This is a genomic window from Janthinobacterium sp. PC23-8, from assembly GCF_002250505.1.
In the GTDB taxonomy this organism is placed as follows: Bacteria; Pseudomonadota; Gammaproteobacteria; order Burkholderiales; family Burkholderiaceae_D; genus Janthinobacterium.
Genome location: NZ_NJGY01000001.1, coordinates 1,136,807 through 1,153,597, shown reverse-complemented (window position 1 = coordinate 1,153,597; position 16,791 = coordinate 1,136,807). Strand labels below are relative to the sequence as shown.

Here is a 16,791-nt window from a genome sequence, read left to right as displayed (position 1 = left end):
GATCGTCATATATCATGAAATCCACGCGCCATCCGGCGTTCTGGTTTTCATGGGGTCCACATGCTTTCCCTTCCTGTATCGCAATGGCTGGCGCGGCGCGGCATCCATTTTGCGTGGGTCATCGTCGCCATCACTTTTCTGACCGCCCTGACCTCGTCGGCAGCGCTGGGCCTGCCCGGTGCGCTGCTGCAGCCTTTGAGCCGCGAGTTCGGCTGGGATGTGGAGCAGATCTCGTCGGCGCTGGCCGTGCGCTTCGTGCTGTTTGGCTTGATGGGGCCGTTTGCCGCCATTTTGATGGAGCGCTTTGGCCTGCGCAATATCATCTGCGTGGCGCTGGGCCTGATCGCTTGCGGCATGGTGCTGGCCACGCGCATGACGCAGTTCTGGCATCTGGTGGCGCTGTGGGGCATTCTGCTGGGGCTGGGTTCCGGCATGACGGCGCTGGTCCTGAGTGCGGTGGTGGCCAACCGCTGGTTCGATACGCACCGCGGCCTGGTGGTGGGCGTGCTGACGGCCAGCTCGGCCACCGGGCAGTTGCTGTTCCTGCCCGTCGGCGCCTGGCTGATCGAGCACGTGGGCTGGCGCATGGCCGTCATTCCCGTCTTCGTCAGCTGTGCCCTGGTCGCCGCGCTGGCGTTTTTCTGCATGCGCAACCGGCCGCAAGACGTGGGCTTGCGCGCCTATGGCGCTGACACCAGCACGCCGCTTGTCGTGACCCCTGCCGCCAAAATGACCTTTGCCACGCCCTTTTTGACACTGCGCAGCGTGGCCCGCCACCGTACTTTCTGGATACTGTTCGCCACCTTCTTTATCTGCGGCCTGAGCACCAACGGCCTGATCCAGACCCACTTCATTTCCCTGTGCGGCGACTCCGGCCTGTCGGCCGTGCCGGCCGCGTCGGTGCTGGCGATGATGGGCGCCTTCGACCTGTTCGGCACGATCCTGTCCGGCTGGCTGTCGGACCGTTATGACAACCGCAAGCTGCTGTTCTGGTACTACGGCTTGCGCGGGCTGTCGCTGTTCTGGCTGCCGTATTCGGAATTCACGCTGTACGGCCTGTCGCTGTTCGCCATGTTCTATGGCCTGGACTGGATCGCCACCGTGCCGCCAACCGTGAAACTGGTGGGCGCTACCTTTGGCAAGGAAAGGGCGGGCATGGTGTTTGGCTGGATCTTCGCCGGCCACCAGTTGGGCGCCGCCGTGGCCGCCTATGGCGCGGGCCGCATCCGCACCCTGATGCTGACCTACAATCCGGCCCTGTTCGCGGCCGGCGCCGCGTGCCTGGTGGCGGCGCTGATGGTGCTGGCGATTGCGCGCCAGCATGCCGCCGTGGCGCACGTCAAAAAAGCCAGCCCTGCTTGAACAGGGACTGGCTTTTGACGGCGCTGAAAGCGATTAATTCAGGTATTTTGCGAGCCAGCCTTGCACTTCGCTATAGAAGTAGCGGCTGTTCTCGCCCTTCATGATCCAGTGATTTTCGTCCGGGAACACCAGCAGCTTGGCCGGCACGTTCAGGCGCTGTTGCACGGCAAAGTTCATCAGCGCATTGTTGGCCGGCACTCGGTAGTCGAGTTCGCCAACGGTAATCAGGATCGGCGTGCTGAACCCCGTGCCTTTGTCGTGGTTGCCCGCTTGCATGAGCGGGCTTTGATCGCGCCACACGGGCAGGCCGGACCAGACCGGGCCGCCCGCATTGACTTCGCGGCCAAAGCCGCCGTCGCTGGTGCCCCACTGCATGATCAAGTCCATTTCGCCCGCATGCGAGACGATGGCCTTGTAGCGCGTGGTGGTCGCCTGCAGCCAGTTGGCCAGGTGGCCGCCATAGCTGGCGCCGCCAGCGGCCAGCTTTGTGCCGTCGATAAACGGGTATCTCTTGATCGCTTCATCGACGCCCTGGTTGATCTCGTCGGCCGGCCCCTTCAACGGATCGAACTGTATCGAACGGGCAAATTCTTCGCCATAGCCGGTGGAACCCTTGTAGTCGGTCAGCAGCACGATATAGCCGGGCTTGGCCAGCAGGTGATAGTTCCAGCGCAGCACGAACTGGTCGCGCCACATGCTGGCCGCGCCGCCGTGGATCACGGTAAACAGCGGGTATTTTTTGCTTGGGTCGAAGTTGGCCGGCTTGACGATCATATTGTGGATGGCGCGGCCGTCGGCCGTCTTGAACCAGAAATGTTCGGGCGCCTGCCAGGCTATCTTGCCGGCTTTTTCCGTATTGAAGTCCGTCAGGCGTTTCGGCTGCTTGCCATTGAAGGCATAGATTTCCGGTGGATTGATGCTGGACTCCCACACGCCGACCACGGCCTTGCCGCCGCTGCTGAGCGAACTGATGCTGCCGGTCGCCAGCGACGGTTCCTCGCGCACCTCGCCGCCTTTCGCATCGATCGAATACAGTTTTTCCAGCCCCGCGTGCTCATAGCTGAAGACGATGCGCTGGCCGCCGTCCGGCAGTACGAAGCGCGAGATCGAACGGTCCAGCTTGTCCGTCAGAATGGCCGGCGCGGGGTTCGTCAGCGGCCAGGCAAAGCTGGCCAGGCGTTTCACGTCATACACCTTGCCCGGCGTTTCGGCGTCGCTCAGGGCAAACAGGGTCTTGCCGTCGCCCGAGAATCTCAAAGCGTTATAGCTGCGCTGGTCCTGCGTCAGCCGCTGTGGCTCGCCACCGGCCACCGTCACCAGATACAGCTGGGCGTAGGTGGCGGCGCGCTGGGCCGCATCGTGGTTGGTGGCGGCGTTGAAGACGATGCCCTTGCCGTCCGGCGTCCAGATGGCGTCGAGCGACTGGCCTTCATCGCCCTGGCCGCCGCCAAAGCCGGGCAGGTCGGTCAGTTGCGTACCGGACAGAATATCGCGCGGCGTGGCATCCGCCTGAGCGTCCATGACGAACAGGCGCACCTGCTTGTCGGTCAGCCATTTGTCGAAGTAGCGCGGCGCCGTCGTTTCATACGAGCGCGCGCTGTACTTGCGTTCCTTGCGCTCCTTCGCGCCTTGCCTGACGTCCACTTCGCTCTTGTTGCCCGGATAGATATCGCTGATAAACAGCAGTTGCTTGCCGTCCGGACTCCATTTCGGCATGCGCGCGCCCATGGTCAAGCTGGTCAGGCGCTGCGCTTCGCCACCGGCCGCCACGTCGAGGCGGTAGACCTGGCCGGCCTCGTCGCCATCGCGTTTGGCGACAAATACCAGCTGGCGGCTGTCGGGCGACCAGGCGACGGCGCTTTCGCCGCCTCTGGAAAAGGTCAGGCGGCGCGGCGGGGTATCGTCGCTGTTGTCGGTCAACGACTTGAGCCACAGGTCCGACCATTGTTCCTTGCTGTCGTAGGCGGCATCGACCACGGCAAACACGGCCCAGCGCCCGTCTGGGCTGGCGACGGGTGCGCCGAGCCGTTTCATCAGCCACACGTCTTCGTGGGTGATGGCGTGTCTGGCGGATGGGGTCGCGGCAGCGGATGTGCTTGCATTGGATTCGGCAGCATGGGCAAGCGAAACGCACGACGCTGCGATCAGCAGCGAAGCGAGGGAACGGCGAAGACGGGGTGATGTCATGGGCGGGATCCTGGAGTGAATATAGACGACGAGCAACATTATTGCCCATCAGTTTGCCGTATGCCAAGCAGGGGGAGCGTTACTTGCCACGGCTGTGGTGCGCAAGCATGGCAGGCGATGGGCTAAACTTGCCACTTTCCCCATGCTTGCATTGCCAGCCCATGAAAATTGACCACACCCTGTTGAAAACGGTTTTTCTTGTTTCCTGTTCGCTGATGGGCAGCCTGGCGACGTCCGCCGAAGCCGCGCCGTACCCGAATACCAGCGCCATGGGCGTGGGCCAGGCGGAAACGACCGCCTGGTACGCCGCCTGCATGAAGGTGGCCAAGGCCGCGCCGCCGCCGGCCGACCTGCCCGCGCCCGCTGCCGCCAGCGCGTTGCAGCAATGCAAGGCGGCCGACCTGTATTACGATACCAGCAGTATGTCGGCGCCCAGGCCGGACGACTGGCGCCAGGTGCGCCATTGCGCCTTGGCCACCAGCAACAGCGAAGTGCTGATGATGTTGTACCAGAACGGGCAGGGGGTGACGAAAGCGCCGCCGCTGGCCATGAAATATGCGTGCAGCATTACTGCGGCGCCGGCCGAAATGGCGGGCAGGGTCGAGCATTTGCAAAAACTGGCCGCCAGTGGCGAGGGCAAGATCGACCTGTGCGACGACATCACCAGCGGCTACATGATGGGCGTGTGCAGCGCCATCGATGCACGCCAGAAAAACCGTGTGCGCAGCCAGGCCAGCGGCAAGGCCACGGCAGCCTGGCCGGCTGCCGCGCAAGCGTCCTGGCAGAAGCTTGAAGCGGCCACCGCCAAATTCGCCGACGCCCGCGCCGCAAAAGAAACCGACCTCGGCGGCACGGCGCGCGCCGCCATGAGCATCGCCGCACGCACGGCCGAGCTGGAATTGCTGGCCCAGGACGTCAAGCAATACGAGACAGGCAAGTTGCCCTCAGCCATGACGCAAGCCCAGGCGCAGGCGCTCGACAAGCAGCTGAACGTGATCTACGGCAAGCTGATGAAGCAGCCCAGGCCAGACGACGCGGGGGCCGTCGACAAGGACGGCATCCGCGACACCCAGCGTTTGTGGCTCAAGTATCGCGACGCCTGGATCGATTTTGGCGCCGTGCATTATCCGTCCGTCACCAGCCACACCTGGGCCGCCATGCTGACGGCGCGCCGCAATGCGCAGCTGGAAGCGCTGCAGCACTGATGCGCCAGCCGGTGGACCGGCCAGGCCCGGCGCGCACGGGATGTCTGGCCTTGAGCTTAAGCGCGGCGCGCCGTCAGCCATTGCGCCGGCGCCAGCGCGCTAGCGGCGACCCGCACCTCGCCGATATTGCCGAAGAAACCGTCCGCCCGCGCACCGTCCCACGAGCCGCCGCCCACCACCCAGGGTGAGGTGGCCGACAAGGTCGCCAGCCCGACGACATTGCTGCTGTTGCGCAGCACCGGCGCGCCTTCGACATACATCACGGTGTCGTGCGTGGCCGGGTCGTTGACGATGGAGATATGGACCCAGGTGCCGGCGATGATTTCGCCCGACCAGCTGGCCAGCGCATCGCGCTTGCCCGTCACGTCCGGCACTACTTCCCACTGCACTTCGCGCAGGCTGGAAATGGCGAACAGCAGCGGCGGCGATTCCGGGTCGCCGCCGATGAAACCGGCCAGGTCGCCACGCTTGCCGTCGCGCGTCATGATGTTCATCCACGCATGCTTCGTCTTGTCCCACGCCGGGTTGATCTTGACGAAGGCTTCGATCGTGTAGCCGGTGGTAGCGAAGGTTTGCGCGTTGATCGCTGCCGAGGGATCGGTGACAAAATAGCTCAGGCGCGGCGCATTTTTGTCGGTGTTGACGAAGCTGACCGAGCCCGGCGCCGATGACAGCCGGTGGCGGTCACTGCTCCAGACGATGTCGCCGGCCTGGGCGCCGACGATGCCGCCCTTGTTGAGGCCGTCGCGCGTGAGCGGATTGGCGCCGGTCACGTCGGCGATGCGCGCGCCCGGCGCCACCGCTGCACCGTCGGCACCACCGAAGAAGCGCCAGTGCGCCACGGTAGCGGCCACTTTAGGATAATCGTCGGCGTCCTTGGGCGCCACCGGCACCACCACGGCCGGCTCCGTGTAGCCCTTGAGCACCATCGCCCTGGCCTGCTCGATCAGCGAGGATGCAATCGTTGCCTTGCCGGTGCCGAAGGTGGTGTTGAAGCGCGCAAAACGCTTGGCGAAATTGATGTTGATGGTGAACGCCTCGTTGGCCTCGGTGAGCACGGCGCGGTCGAAGGCGTTGCGCGTGTCGGCCGGCTTCATCGGCACCCACGGCGAGAACGACAGCACCTTGATCTGGTTGTTGGTCAGGTCGAATTCGTACAGCCGCATCAGGCCGTTGCCGCCCTGGTAGTCCATCTGGTAGTCGACCACCATTTCCTCGACCGGATTGCCGAAGTTGTTGGTCTTGGTCAGGCGCGCCGCGCCGTGGTGGTGGCCGTTCAAGGTCATGAAGATCTGATCGTTGTCGCGTATCAGTTTTTCCCACAGCATCTTGCCGTAATCGGTTTCCAGCGGGCTGACGGCGTCCGCCGCGATATTGATCAGCTGGTGGTTGACCAGGATCACGGGCAGGGTCGGGTTGTCGGCCATCACCTTGCGCGCCCAGGCGATGCCGGCGTCGGAAATGCGCCACGACAGCGACAGCACCAGGAACTTCTGCTCCTGCGCCGTGAAGATATGGTATTCGTGAAAGCCGCTCGCGTCGCGCGCGCCGAAGGTCGCCTGGCGCTGCGCGCGGCGGGTGCTGAACCATTGCAGATAGGGCTCGTTGGCCAGCACGCGCTGGCTGTCGGTGCCCTTGCTCTGGTCGCCCTGATAGTCGAGATCGTTGACGACGTCGTGGTTGCCGGCCAGGATCGAATACGGCAGCTTGTTGACCTCCAGCACCTGCATCGCGCTGTCGGCCACCTTCCACTGTTCCGGTTTGCCGACCTGGTCGACCACGTCGCCCAGATGGATCAGGAAAGGAATGTTCAGCGCGGCCGCGTTGCGCGCCACCCAGTTGGTCTGCGCGGCGAACGGTTCATTGCCATAGTGGCGCTCGTATTGGTTGCTTTCCGACGAAGTTGCATAGCGCGAGTAGAACTGCGTATCGGGCAGCACCGCGAGGGCGAAGCTGGATATAAGCGTGCTCGGCGGCACCGCCACCGGTGTCGTAACGCCATTGGCGCTGCCGCTGTCACCGCCGCCGCAGCCGGCCAGCAGCCCGCCGAGCGATAGCCCGGACGCCGACGCCAGGCCCATTTTCAGCAAGGCGCGCCGCTGCGGGCGTTGCGCGTCAGCGCTTGCGACAGGAGTGAATGAAGATTGCTTTTCGTCGTGCTGGTTCATGGAATGGTGCTCACAAAAAGAAGAGCGGCCAGTCTATTGCGTGAGCGTGACGGGTTCATGACAGCGTTAACGAAAAAAGCCCCTCCGTGGGGAGTAATGCCGTTCAGTTAAGCTGTCCGACGCATGTAAATGCGTAAGGCGTAAAAACGTAAAAACGTAAAAATGGCGGGCCGGAGACGCAAGCCTGAGAAAATGCCGATGGCGGCGTTGCAGCTCCTCGCCGTACATGCGTACTGTCTTCGTCGCTGCGCCTTGCCCTCGACATTTTTCAGGCTCGCTTGGCCCGGTGGGCCTGTGCGGGCGACTGGGGTTTTAATCCGGTTTACGGTTTACTGGGAGCGTATGGACACAGTAACTTTGGAAAAGTCGCGAAGTCTGCTCACCTGGACGGAAGTCCCATCTGTTCACCGCCGAACACGTGCCGCCACATTCGGATCAAAGCGCCACCTCACCCAGCAACAGCGTGCTCAACTAGAACATCCGCCAGTTTTTTCTGTTGTTGGTTGGTCGCCGTGATGCGCGACTTAAGTCGGTCGCAAAATTCCATCAATTCATCCACTTTGGCAACGATGCGGTGTTGTTCCGCAAGCGGTGGCGTTCCTGCGACCAAATTTAATATTTGCTCTCGCGTTACATTTTTCATCGAGCTACTGGTTCCGCCGGCAGCTAGAGCGTAATAATTTCTTGAAAATGGCGATAAATTGACAAGGTTAATGAATTTGTTGCTGCACAACAAGGAAAGCCGAAGCCTAACAATCTTATCCGATAGCATTAGGTTTGGAGGGCAATTCTCGACAACAACACTTCGCGCCACTAGCTCATCAGTATTCGCACGTGTGATAAGAAAATCGCCAGATTCGACAACACAGTCGAGCCGAGGCTCCAATGTTTTCGGAAGTGCTTTGTTTTCATTCGGCAAAAATTTTCCCCACGATACTGCACTCACTTTTAGCACTCCCCATGAATCTCCTTCGCGCGCATGACCTTCACAGCTTGGACTCCAACCAGCACCGCTCTTTTCGACTAGCTTACCAAGTCGAACCCATTCCCAATTTGCTGGCAAATCAAAGGGTTTTTCATCCTCGGAAATCGTCGCCAACATTTTCTCTTTCTTGATTTTACCCTCAGAAATCAGCTTAGCTTTTTTAGCCTCAATCCGTTTGAGTAATTCGCTAGCTGGCTCGTCGTTCGCATCTTGTGCTACCAGTTTGCCCATGACGGCTAGTTGCAGCAAGGTTTGCTTGAGCGCCTCGATACTTGCTTCAGTGGTGAACAAGGTGTCGAAATGCGCGGCGATGCGTTGCCAGTTGGCGTTGAAGTCTGCTGCGCTTTGCGATTGCGTGAGCGTGTCTAGCAGGTGGCTGACGAGTTGTTCGTGGGCGTCGGCGGCGTCGCTGTGTTGGGCTTCCAGTTGGTCGCACAGGGCCATCAGCTCATCGACTTTGGCGACGATGCGGTGTTGTTCCGCGATGCTTGGAACTGGTACTAGCAATGAAGAAATGTGACCTTGATTTACTGTCTTCTGCCCTGCTGTTGTAATGAACAAATCATTTATTCTATTTCTGATTAAGCCTGAAGATCCAATTAATCCAAGAAAATTAGAATTCATTATATTTTGAGGGACTTTCATGCGAATGAAGTGGTCGCAATAAATTCCATTAAAGTTTCCTTCGCAAACAATAAATCCGCCAACTAAATCAGAACTTCCGTTCACACGTACAATCAAAATATCATTTTTTGATAAGTGGTATTTTCCGATTAGGCTTGGTGTTATCAAAAGCTCCCTCGGATCTTCAAGCACGATGCGTCGGTCTTTAATATCTGCCAGTCGCAATACGACGACCGCTTCGCCATCGACATCGCCACGGCTTGATGCGCCATTTTGGAATTGCGGCATTAAATCTTCTAGTCTTAACCATGTCCATTCCAGCGGTAACGGAAATGGTTGATCGTCATCAGAAATCGCAGAGAGTGGTTTGTTTTTTTTGACTCTACCTTCCGCGATCAGCTTGGTTTTCTCAGCCTCGATACGTGTGAATAATTCGCTGGCTGACTTATCGTTTGCATCTTGCGGCACCAACTTCCCGCGCACCGCGAGGTCCAGAATCAACTCGCGCAATTTCTTGATGCCGTACACGCTCGCGGCATTACCTGCTGCGCGGCCTCGTCCTGATTTCTTCTCGGTTTCTGCCGCCGTCCAGATGTCGATATGATCGGTCAGCAATTGCTGAACTGCGTTCATGCCTTGACCTCGCGTTGCAGCGCTTCGGTCAGTACGTCCTTGAGTTGTGCGCGCAGGGTGGCGATATCATCCTGCATGGCCTTGTATTGCGCCAGCAGCAGATCGGGGTCATGGATTTCCTGTTCGCCGATATGCGGGTTCTTGCAGTCGAGGTTGTAGTTGCGCGCCTTGATTTCTTCCAGGCTGACCTTCCATGCCTGTTCGTTCTCGACCCGGTGCTTGAAGCCGTCCGACTCCGTGCCCCACCATGCGGCCTCGGTATCGAATTCTTCGATCTTCATCGGCTTGGTCTTGTTGTAGGTTTTTACGCCGGGCGGGTAAGGGTGCTCGTAGAACCAGATATGCTCGGTTGGCGTGCCCTTGCTGAAGAACAGCAGGTTGGTCTTGATGCCGGTGTACGGAGCAAAGACGCCATTGGGCAGGCGGACGATGGTGTGCAGGTTGCATTCTTCCAGCAGCTTTTCCTTGATGCGGGTCTTGATGCCTTCGCCGAACAGGAAGCCGTCCGGCAAAACCAGTGCGGCGCGGCCACCGGCTTTGAGCATTTGCATGATCAGCACCAGGAACAGGTCGGCAGTTTCGCGGGTACGGAAAGCGGCGGGAAAGTTGGTCTCGATGCCGTCTTCTTCCATGCCGCCAAACGGCGGATTGGTGACGATGACATCGACGCGCTCCTTTGGTCCCCAGCTGATCAAAGGGTAGGACAGGGTATTGTCGTGGCGGATATTGATCGGTACGTCAATGCCATGCAGAATCATGTTGGTGGTGCAGAGCAGGTGCGGCATCGGCTTCTTTTCTATGCCATGAATGCCCGCTTGCAGCCGGCCTTCGTCTTCCACCGTCTTCACATCCTGCTTGCGGATGTGCTCAATCGAGCAGGTCAGGAAGCCGCCCGTGCCGCAGGCCGGGTCCATCACCTTTTCGCCCAGGCGCGGGTTCACCATGCGCACCATGAATTCGGTCACGGCGCGCGGTGTGTAGAACTCGCCCGCGTTGCCTGCGGCCTGCAAGTCGCGCAGCAATTGTTCGTACATGTCGCCGAACAGGTGGCGCTCCTGCGCTTTGTTGAAGTCCACGCCTTCCTCGATCTTGTTGACGACCTGCCGGATCAGCTGGCCGGACTTCATGTAGTTGTAGGCATCCTCGAACACGGAGCGGATCACGTAGGCGCGCTGGTCGCCGCCCTTTGCTTCCAGCTGTTGCAGGGCGGGGAACATGTCGTTGTCGAGAAACTGCTTGAGCGCGTCGCCGGTCATGCCTTCGGCGTTTGCCGCCCAGTTACGCCAGCGGTATTTTTCCGGCAATGGCGATCTGTAATTGTCTTGCAGCAGTTCCCATTCGCTCTCGCGGTCGTCAAAAATTTTCAGGAAAAGCATCCAGACCAGCTGGCTGAGGCGCTGGGCGTCGCCATCGACGCCGACGTCCTTGCGCATGATGTCCTGGATGGATTTGATGGTGCTGGAAATGCTCATGAAGTGGACTGCTTTACGGTAATGGATAAGGAGGAAAAACTGGCAACTAGGCGTAGAACTAGGCGTAGAGATGCTTCTCTAGCTCGTGCAGGGCGATAGTATAGCCTTGCTTGCCGCCGAAGGCCGATACCAGTTCGCTGGCGGTGCCCATGCTCTTGAAGGGATCGAGCGTCAGGATCTTGATGTCTTCGATGTTCTCGATGCCGGTGTCGGCGTATTTTTCGAGCAGCGTTTCAAGCACCTTGCGCGCCTGCTCGCCGTATTTGGCAAAGTAGTTGCGCTTTTTGACGTTGTCCGCCCGCTCGCGGCGGGTCAGCGGCGGCTGGTCGAAAGCGACGTGGCAGATCAGATCGAAGGCGTCGAAATGCTTGCCGACTTCTTCGGCCAGCGGCTCGAGCAGGACGCCGTGCTCTTCCAGTTCGCGCAGGATGGCGGCCTTGCGCTCAGTCTTGTCCCAGCGGCGCAGGAAGTCATCGAGGGATGAGTAGTCTTTGCGCACGGTCTGGCGCGTGTAGTCCTTGAGCGATTCGGTGATCAGCTTGCCTTCAGGGCCGTAATACTGCACACGTTCGGCAACGACATACACCGTCACGTCGCCGAGCACGTATTTGATGCGTCCGGGGCCGGGTGCTCCACCTTCGCCTGGCCCTGCGGTTGTGGGGCCGGTATCGGCGGCACCCGGCGGTACCGGCTGGCCGTCTTCGCCGATGACGACTTCTTCTGGATCGTTCTCTGGCGGCACGGGCGGCTCATCGCCCTTGGGCTCGTAGATAATCACGGGTTCGCCATCGAACGCGGGATCGGCAAACAGCTCGGTGGCTTTCTTGAAGTCCATGATGGTGAACCAGAACTTGCCGTAGTCCTCGTTGATGCGCGTGCCGCGCCCGATCATCTGCTTGAACTCGGTCATCGACTTGATGTGCTGGTCCAGCACCACCAGCTTGCAGGTCTGCGCATCGACGCCGGTTGTCATCAGCTTGGAGGTGGTGGCGATCACCGGGTAGCGTTCTTCGGGGTTGATGAAGTTGTCCAGCTCTGCCTTGCCTTCGATTTCGTCGCCGGTAATGCGCATGACGTATTTGCGGCTTTCCTTGACCCGTTCCGGATTCAGGTTGACCAAGGCCTGGCGCATGCGCTCGGCGTGGTCGATGTCATCGCAGAATACGATGGTCTTGGCGTAGGGATCAGTTGCGATCAAGAATTCGGTGATCTTCCTGGCGACCAACTCGGTGCGCTGCTTCAGGATCAGCGTGCGGTCCATGTCGATCTGGTTGTACACGCGGTCTTCTATCGGCTGGCCTTTATCATCTACCTGGCCCTTGCTGGGACGCCAGCCCTGCACGTCCTTGTCGATGTCGATACGCACGACTTTGTACGGCGCGAGGAAGCCGTCCTCGATGCCTTGCTTCAATGTGTAGCTGTAGACCGGTTCGCCAAAATAGACGATGCTCGACACGTCCTTGGTTTCCTTCGGTGTCGCCGTCAAGCCGATGTGCGTGGCCGAGGAAAAATAGGCCAGGATTTCACGCCAGGCCGAGTCTTCGGCCGCGCTGCCGCGATGGCACTCGTCGATCACGATCAGGTCAAAAAAATCCGGCGAGAACTGCTTGTAGATATTTTGCTCTTCCTCGCTGCCAGTGACAGCCTGATACAGCGACAGGTAGATTTCGTAGCTTTTGTCGATCTGGCGCTTGCTGATCTTGGTCATTGCCGGGCCGAACGGCTTGAAGTCGTTGTTCTTGGTCTGGTCCACCAGGATATTGCGGTCGGCCAGGAACAAGATGCGCTTCGTGGTGCCGGACTTCCACAAACGCCAGATGATCTGGAACGCGGTGTAGGTTTTGCCTGTGCCGGTGGCCATGACCAGCAGGATGCGCTGCTGGCCTTTGGCGACCGCTTCCACCGTGTTGTTGATGGCGTTGGCTTGATAGTAGTGCGGGGTACGTCCGCTGCCCTCGTCGTGGTAGGGCATTTCGACAGTGTGGCGCGCCTCTTTGGTGTCCAGGCCCTTCCACTGGCAATAGCGTTGCCAGAGTTCCGTTGGCGACGGGAAGGCGTCCAGCGCCAGTTCTCGTTCGACCTTGTCGGCAAGGCCAGTGCGGTCGTGCATCAGGAAGGCATCGCCATTTGAGCTGAACACAAACGGCACGCCCAGTGTTTCAGCGTAGTTCAGCGCCTGCTGCATGCCTGCGCCGACGCTGTGCCCGTTTTCTTTGGCCTCAATAACGGCGATAGGGATATTGGACTTGTAATACAGAATGTAGTCAGCGCGTTTTTGCTCGCCGCGTGCATGGAGCTTGCCACGAACGATGACGCGGCCCTTGGTGAAGCTCACTTCTTCGCGAATCTGCGAATGTAGATCCCAGCCTGCTGTAGTAATGGCAGGTGTGATGTACTTGGTGCAGATGTCGCGTTCGGAAAGATTTTTTTTGTCGGTCATCGGGATAGGGGGCCTTGAACGCGCTGGCGATGATCGCCAGCGATGATCGCCAGCGAGGATGTTTGAGTATCTGCAAGATCATAGCTCAAAGGCAACGTTTAGTTCTGAGATTTCTGCCACCACTTCAACCGAGGCAAGCGACCAAAGAGCGACCAAAGAGCGACCAGAAAGCAAAAAGCCCCTCCGTGGGGAGGGGCTTTTTTGTACTGCGCATTCGTGGTAGGCCGTGCGGGATTCGAACCTGCGACCAACGGATTAAAAGTCCGCTGCTCTACCAGCTGAGCTAACGACCCGAAAGAGGCCGCATTATATAGGAGTTTTGAAAGAATGCAAAACCTTCTTGTTGCCGGTGTTGAACTCAATGCAGGGCGGCCGTGATCTTCAGCACTTCCTCGATGGTACTCAAGCCCGCCACGATCTGCTGCGCACCGGCCAGGCGCAGCGGGGTCATGCCGTCCTGTATGCTCTGGCGCCGCAGCGCGTGCAGGTCGGCGCCTTCGCGGATCAGCTGGCTGAAGCGTTCCGTGACGCTCAACAGTTCATAGATGCCGGCGCGGCCCAGAAAGCCGCTCTGGCGGCAACTGGCGCAGCCCACCGGGCGATAACAAGTATCGGGGCGCGCCAGCTGGCCGCCGGTCAGGCTGTTCCATTGGGCGGCAGCGGGCGCCTGGGCCTCCTGCTTGCATTGTGGGCACAGGCAGCGCAGCAGGCGCTGGGCCAGCACGCCGATCAGGCTCGCTTCGAGCAGATAGCCGGGCACGCCCAGTTCCAGCAGGCGCGTGACAGCCGAGGGCGCGTCGTTGGTGTGCAGGGTCGACAGCACCAGGTGGCCCGTCAGCGCCGCCTGGATGGCCATCTCGGCCGTGGCCAGGTCGCGGATTTCGCCGACCATGATGATGTCGGGGTCCTGGCGCAGCAGCGCGCGCACGCCGTCGGCAAACGACAGTTCGGGCTGCACCTGGATCTGGTTGAAGGCGGGCTCGACCATTTCTATCGGGTCTTCCACCGTGCAGACATTGACTTCGCTGCGCGCCAGCGCCTTCAGGGTGCTGTACAAGGTTGTCGTCTTGCCCGAACCGGTCGGGCCGGTGACCAGCACGATGCCGTGGGTGCGCGCCGTCAGGGCTTGCCAGCGCAGGGCGTCGGCGGGCGGAAAGCCCAGCTGGTCCAGGCTTTTCAGCACCACTTCGGGATCGAAAATGCGCATCACCAGTTTTTCGCCAAAGGCGGTGGGCAGGGTCGACAGGCGCAGCTCGATTTCCTGGCCGTCGGCGTTGCGCGTCTTGATGCGGCCATCCTGGGGCCGGCGCTTTTCCACCACGTCCATACGGCCCAGCAATTTGATGCGCGCCGTCATCGCCAGCAGCACCACCGGCGGCACCTGGTAGGCCTGGTGCAGCAGGCCGTCGATGCGCAGGCGCACCAGGCCGGCGTCGCGTTTCGGTTCCAGATGGATGTCCGAGGCGCGCTGGGCGAACGCGTATTGCCACAGCCAGTCGACGATGCGCACCACATGCTGGTCGTTGGCGTCCAGGCTGCTCTTGCCGCGGCCCAGTTCCACCAGTTGCTCGAAGTTATGGCGCAGCGACAAGTCCTGCGCCGACGATTGCCGCGCCACCCTGACGGAACCGGCCAGGCTGAAAAACTGTGCAATGTAATCGGCGATCAAGACAGGATTGGCGATTACCAGGCTTAGCTTGCGCGGCGCCAGCCGGCCCAGTTCCGCCTGCCAGCCCAGCGCGTAGGGCTGGGCGGTGGCAATCACGATGCGCTCGGGGTTGCTTTCGACGGGCAGGATATTGAAGCGCGCCGCATAGCTGGCCGTCATCACGTCGGCCACCTGGCTGAAGTCGATGGCAAGGGGATCGATGCGCAGATAGGGCAGCCTGGCGCGGCCAGCCAGCCAGGCGCACAGGGTATCGAGGGTCAGCGGCGCGTGCGGCGCCAGCGCCGAGCGCAGCTGGCAGTCGGCCAGCGCGCATAGCGGGTGGATGGGCTTGCTGTTTTGTAAAACCGTCTGCGTGCGGGTGCGGATCTCGGCGATGCCGGCGCTGGCCAGGTGGCCGTCGGCCAGCAGCCAGGAAATGAGTTCCTGCAGGTCCAGCGGGGCAGAAGACGAGGAAGAGAGAGGAGGGGACATGGCCGGCGCCTTTCATGGCCGCCGGCAAGGTGAAAGCAGGACGGCTTACAGCGTGCTCTGGATGCCCTGGAGCCAGCTCCTGGCGGGCAGCTTGGTATCGGCGACGATCTGTTTTGCACGTTCGAGCAATGCCGCTTGCGCCTCGGCATTGAGCGTTACTTTGGTCTTGAAGGCGATCGCCACCACGTTCCCATCATGGACTTCAGGCAGGCAGATCACCTGTCCGAACGCAAATTTCATCGCCTTGATGTTTTTTGCGTAGCTGGGGTGGTCGCCGAACAGGTTGACCGTCATGATGCCGTGCGGCGCCAGGCAGGCGCAGCAGGCGCTGTAGAACTCGGCGCTGTCGAGCACCGGGCCGCGCGCGGTGGCGTCGTACAGGTCGACCTGCAAGGCGTCGAGCGTGCCATGGTGGGCCTCGTCGTTGACGTAGTCGAGCGCATCCATCTCGCGCACATGCAGGCGTTCGTCATTCGGCGGCAACTTGAACATCGATTCGCAGATGGTAATCACGGCCGGGTTCAGCTCGATCGCCTCGACTTGTGCCTGCGCAAACGTGCGGTAGCAGAACTTGGTCAGCGCGGCCGTACCCAGGCCCAGTTGGGCCAGGCGCTGCGGTTGTTCTATCCACAGCATCCACGCCATCATCTGTTGCGCGTATTCCAGTTCCGGCCAGTCGGGCTTGCGGATGCGCATCGCGCCCTGCACCCATTCGGTGCCGAAATGCAGGTAGCGCACGCCATCCATTTCAGACAGGGTGACGGGCGCGTAGCGCGGCTTGCGCGCGGGGCGCGACGATTCGACTTGTTCGATGGATTTTCGTTTGATAAGCATAAGGCAGGCCTGGAAGTGTGCCGCATTATAACTTGCCATAAAAAATGCCGGCCCTCGGGACCGGCATTATCTGGATAGACTACTGAGTCACAGCGCCTGACAGAAGCGTTACTGTTGTGCTGGTTCGATCGAAACGCGCAGACGGATGCGCTCGCCCGGGTCATACGACATGATGCTGGTGTAGTTGCGGCCGCGGTAATCATACGTCACCTGGTAGCCATTGTTGCGCGACTCCCAATGGTCGACCTGGCGGCATTGCTTGATCGCCTGTTCCTGGCTGCCGCCCTGGTAGTTGTTCTGGTTGTCGACCCGGTCGCCGACCACGGCGCCGGCAATCGCGCCAGCGGCGGCAGCGGCCGTGCGGCCATTGCCGCCACCGACCTGGCTACCGAGCAGGGCGCCGGCGATACCGCCGACGATGGAGCCGCCCGCGCTGCGCTGTTGCGGCGGCGCCTGCACCTGCACGTATTCCGTGCGGCATTCCTGGCGTGGACGGTTGACCTGTTCGACTTGCGGCACCACGCGCACGACCTTGCCGAAATCTTCAAAGTCGGTAGCCTGGGCGAGTGGCAAAGCACCGATACAAAGGACTGACATGATCAATTTGGCTTGCAGGTTCATTTCTTACCTCGTTATGTAGAGAATCTCTCAGGGTCTGGCGTCGGGTGTTGTTTGATTTTGATTGACAACATGACTGCAGTGTAATGCGCCTGTGCTCCCGAGTGTCATACGGCTGGCAAC

10 protein-coding genes and 1 tRNA gene are annotated in these 16,791 nt (G+C 60.5%); 2 read left to right on the top strand and 9 right to left on the bottom strand.

The genetic code is table 11. The features are described from left to right. Window positions 1-60: 60 nt before the first annotated feature. Window positions 61-1,362 carry an MFS transporter gene (locus CD932_RS05030; protein ID WP_094441672.1) on the top strand — a complete coding sequence of 434 codons (1,302 nt, stop codon included), beginning with the start codon at window positions 61-63 and terminating at the stop codon, window positions 1,360-1,362. Between the two features lie 33 nt (window positions 1,363-1,395). Here CD932_RS05030 and CD932_RS05025 read toward each other — a convergent pair whose 3' ends face one another. Then, window positions 1,396-3,549, bottom strand: coding sequence for a S9 family peptidase (locus tag CD932_RS05025; RefSeq protein WP_094441671.1), 2,154 nt, complete (start codon window positions 3,547-3,549; stop codon window positions 1,396-1,398). 161 nt (window positions 3,550-3,710) lie between these two features. Here CD932_RS05025 and CD932_RS05020 point away from each other — a divergent pair, with 161 nt between their 5' ends. Further along, window positions 3,711-4,754, top strand: coding sequence for a lysozyme inhibitor LprI family protein (locus CD932_RS05020; protein ID WP_176460883.1), 1,044 nt, complete (start codon window positions 3,711-3,713; stop codon window positions 4,752-4,754). 56 nt (window positions 4,755-4,810) lie between these two features. Here the strand turns inward: CD932_RS05020 and CD932_RS05015 are convergent, their stop codons facing one another. The 8 genes from CD932_RS05015 to CD932_RS04980 all read right to left on the bottom strand — a co-directional run bounded on the left by CD932_RS05015 (window position 4,811) and on the right by CD932_RS04980 (window position 16,671). Next, window positions 4,811-6,922 (bottom strand): LamG-like jellyroll fold domain-containing protein, encoded by a 2,112-nt coding sequence (locus tag CD932_RS05015; protein WP_094441670.1) that lies wholly within the window; start codon window positions 6,920-6,922, stop codon window positions 4,811-4,813. A 448-nt stretch (window positions 6,923-7,370) separates the two neighbouring features. Continuing rightward, a complete protein-coding gene (locus CD932_RS05010) occupies window positions 7,371-9,164 on the bottom strand; it encodes a restriction endonuclease subunit S (RefSeq protein WP_094441669.1) in 1,794 nt (597 codons plus the stop codon). Further along, window positions 9,161-10,636 carry a class I SAM-dependent DNA methyltransferase gene (locus CD932_RS05005; protein WP_094441668.1) on the bottom strand — a complete coding sequence of 492 codons (1,476 nt, stop codon included), beginning with the start codon at window positions 10,634-10,636 and terminating at the stop codon, window positions 9,161-9,163. The genes CD932_RS05010 and CD932_RS05005 overlap by 4 nt, the downstream gene beginning before the upstream one ends. 58 nt (window positions 10,637-10,694) lie before the next feature. Next, on the bottom strand, window positions 10,695-13,076 hold the full coding sequence (gene hsdR, locus CD932_RS05000) for an EcoAI/FtnUII family type I restriction enzme subunit R (RefSeq protein WP_094441667.1): 2,382 nt from the start codon (window positions 13,074-13,076) through the stop codon (window positions 10,695-10,697). 217 nt (window positions 13,077-13,293) lie between these two features. Beyond that, a tRNA-Lys gene (locus tag CD932_RS04995) sits at window positions 13,294-13,369 on the bottom strand. 65 nt (window positions 13,370-13,434) lie between these two features. Continuing rightward, the gene (locus CD932_RS04990) at window positions 13,435-15,216 is read right to left on the bottom strand and encodes a GspE/PulE family protein (protein WP_094441666.1); all 1,782 of its coding nucleotides are present in this window, start codon (window positions 15,214-15,216) and stop codon (window positions 13,435-13,437) included. A gap of 45 nt (window positions 15,217-15,261) precedes the next feature. Beyond that, window positions 15,262-16,050, bottom strand: a complete 789-nt coding sequence (locus tag CD932_RS04985) for a spermidine synthase (protein WP_094441665.1) — start codon at window positions 16,048-16,050, stop codon at window positions 15,262-15,264. Between the two features lie 108 nt (window positions 16,051-16,158). Further along, window positions 16,159-16,671, bottom strand: coding sequence for a glycine zipper 2TM domain-containing protein (locus CD932_RS04980; protein WP_094441664.1), 513 nt, complete (start codon window positions 16,669-16,671; stop codon window positions 16,159-16,161). Window positions 16,672-16,791 lie beyond the last annotated feature (120 nt).

What these genes read in the sequence shown, in the direction of transcription:
- CD932_RS05030 (WP_094441672.1), top strand. Translation starts at nt 61, where the DNA reads ATGCTTTCCCTTCCTGTATCGCAATGGCTGGCGCGGCGCGGCATCCAT.
- CD932_RS05025 (WP_094441671.1), bottom strand. Translation starts at nt 3,549, where the DNA reads ATGACATCACCCCGTCTTCGCCGTTCCCTCGCTTCGCTGCTGATCGCA.
- CD932_RS05020 (WP_176460883.1), top strand. Translation starts at nt 3,711, where the DNA reads ATGAAAATTGACCACACCCTGTTGAAAACGGTTTTTCTTGTTTCCTGT.
- CD932_RS05015 (WP_094441670.1), bottom strand. Translation starts at nt 6,922, where the DNA reads ATGAACCAGCACGACGAAAAGCAATCTTCATTCACTCCTGTCGCAAGC.
- CD932_RS05010 (WP_094441669.1), bottom strand. Translation starts at nt 9,164, where the DNA reads ATGAACGCAGTTCAGCAATTGCTGACCGATCATATCGACATCTGGACG.
- CD932_RS05005 (WP_094441668.1), bottom strand. Translation starts at nt 10,636, where the DNA reads ATGAGCATTTCCAGCACCATCAAATCCATCCAGGACATCATGCGCAAG.
- hsdR (WP_094441667.1), bottom strand. Translation starts at nt 13,076, where the DNA reads ATGACCGACAAAAAAAATCTTTCCGAACGCGACATCTGCACCAAGTAC.
- CD932_RS04990 (WP_094441666.1), bottom strand. Translation starts at nt 15,216, where the DNA reads ATGTCCCCTCCTCTCTCTTCCTCGTCTTCTGCCCCGCTGGACCTGCAG.
- CD932_RS04985 (WP_094441665.1), bottom strand. Translation starts at nt 16,050, where the DNA reads ATGCTTATCAAACGAAAATCCATCGAACAAGTCGAATCGTCGCGCCCC.
- CD932_RS04980 (WP_094441664.1), bottom strand. Translation starts at nt 16,671, where the DNA reads ATGAACCTGCAAGCCAAATTGATCATGTCAGTCCTTTGTATCGGTGCT.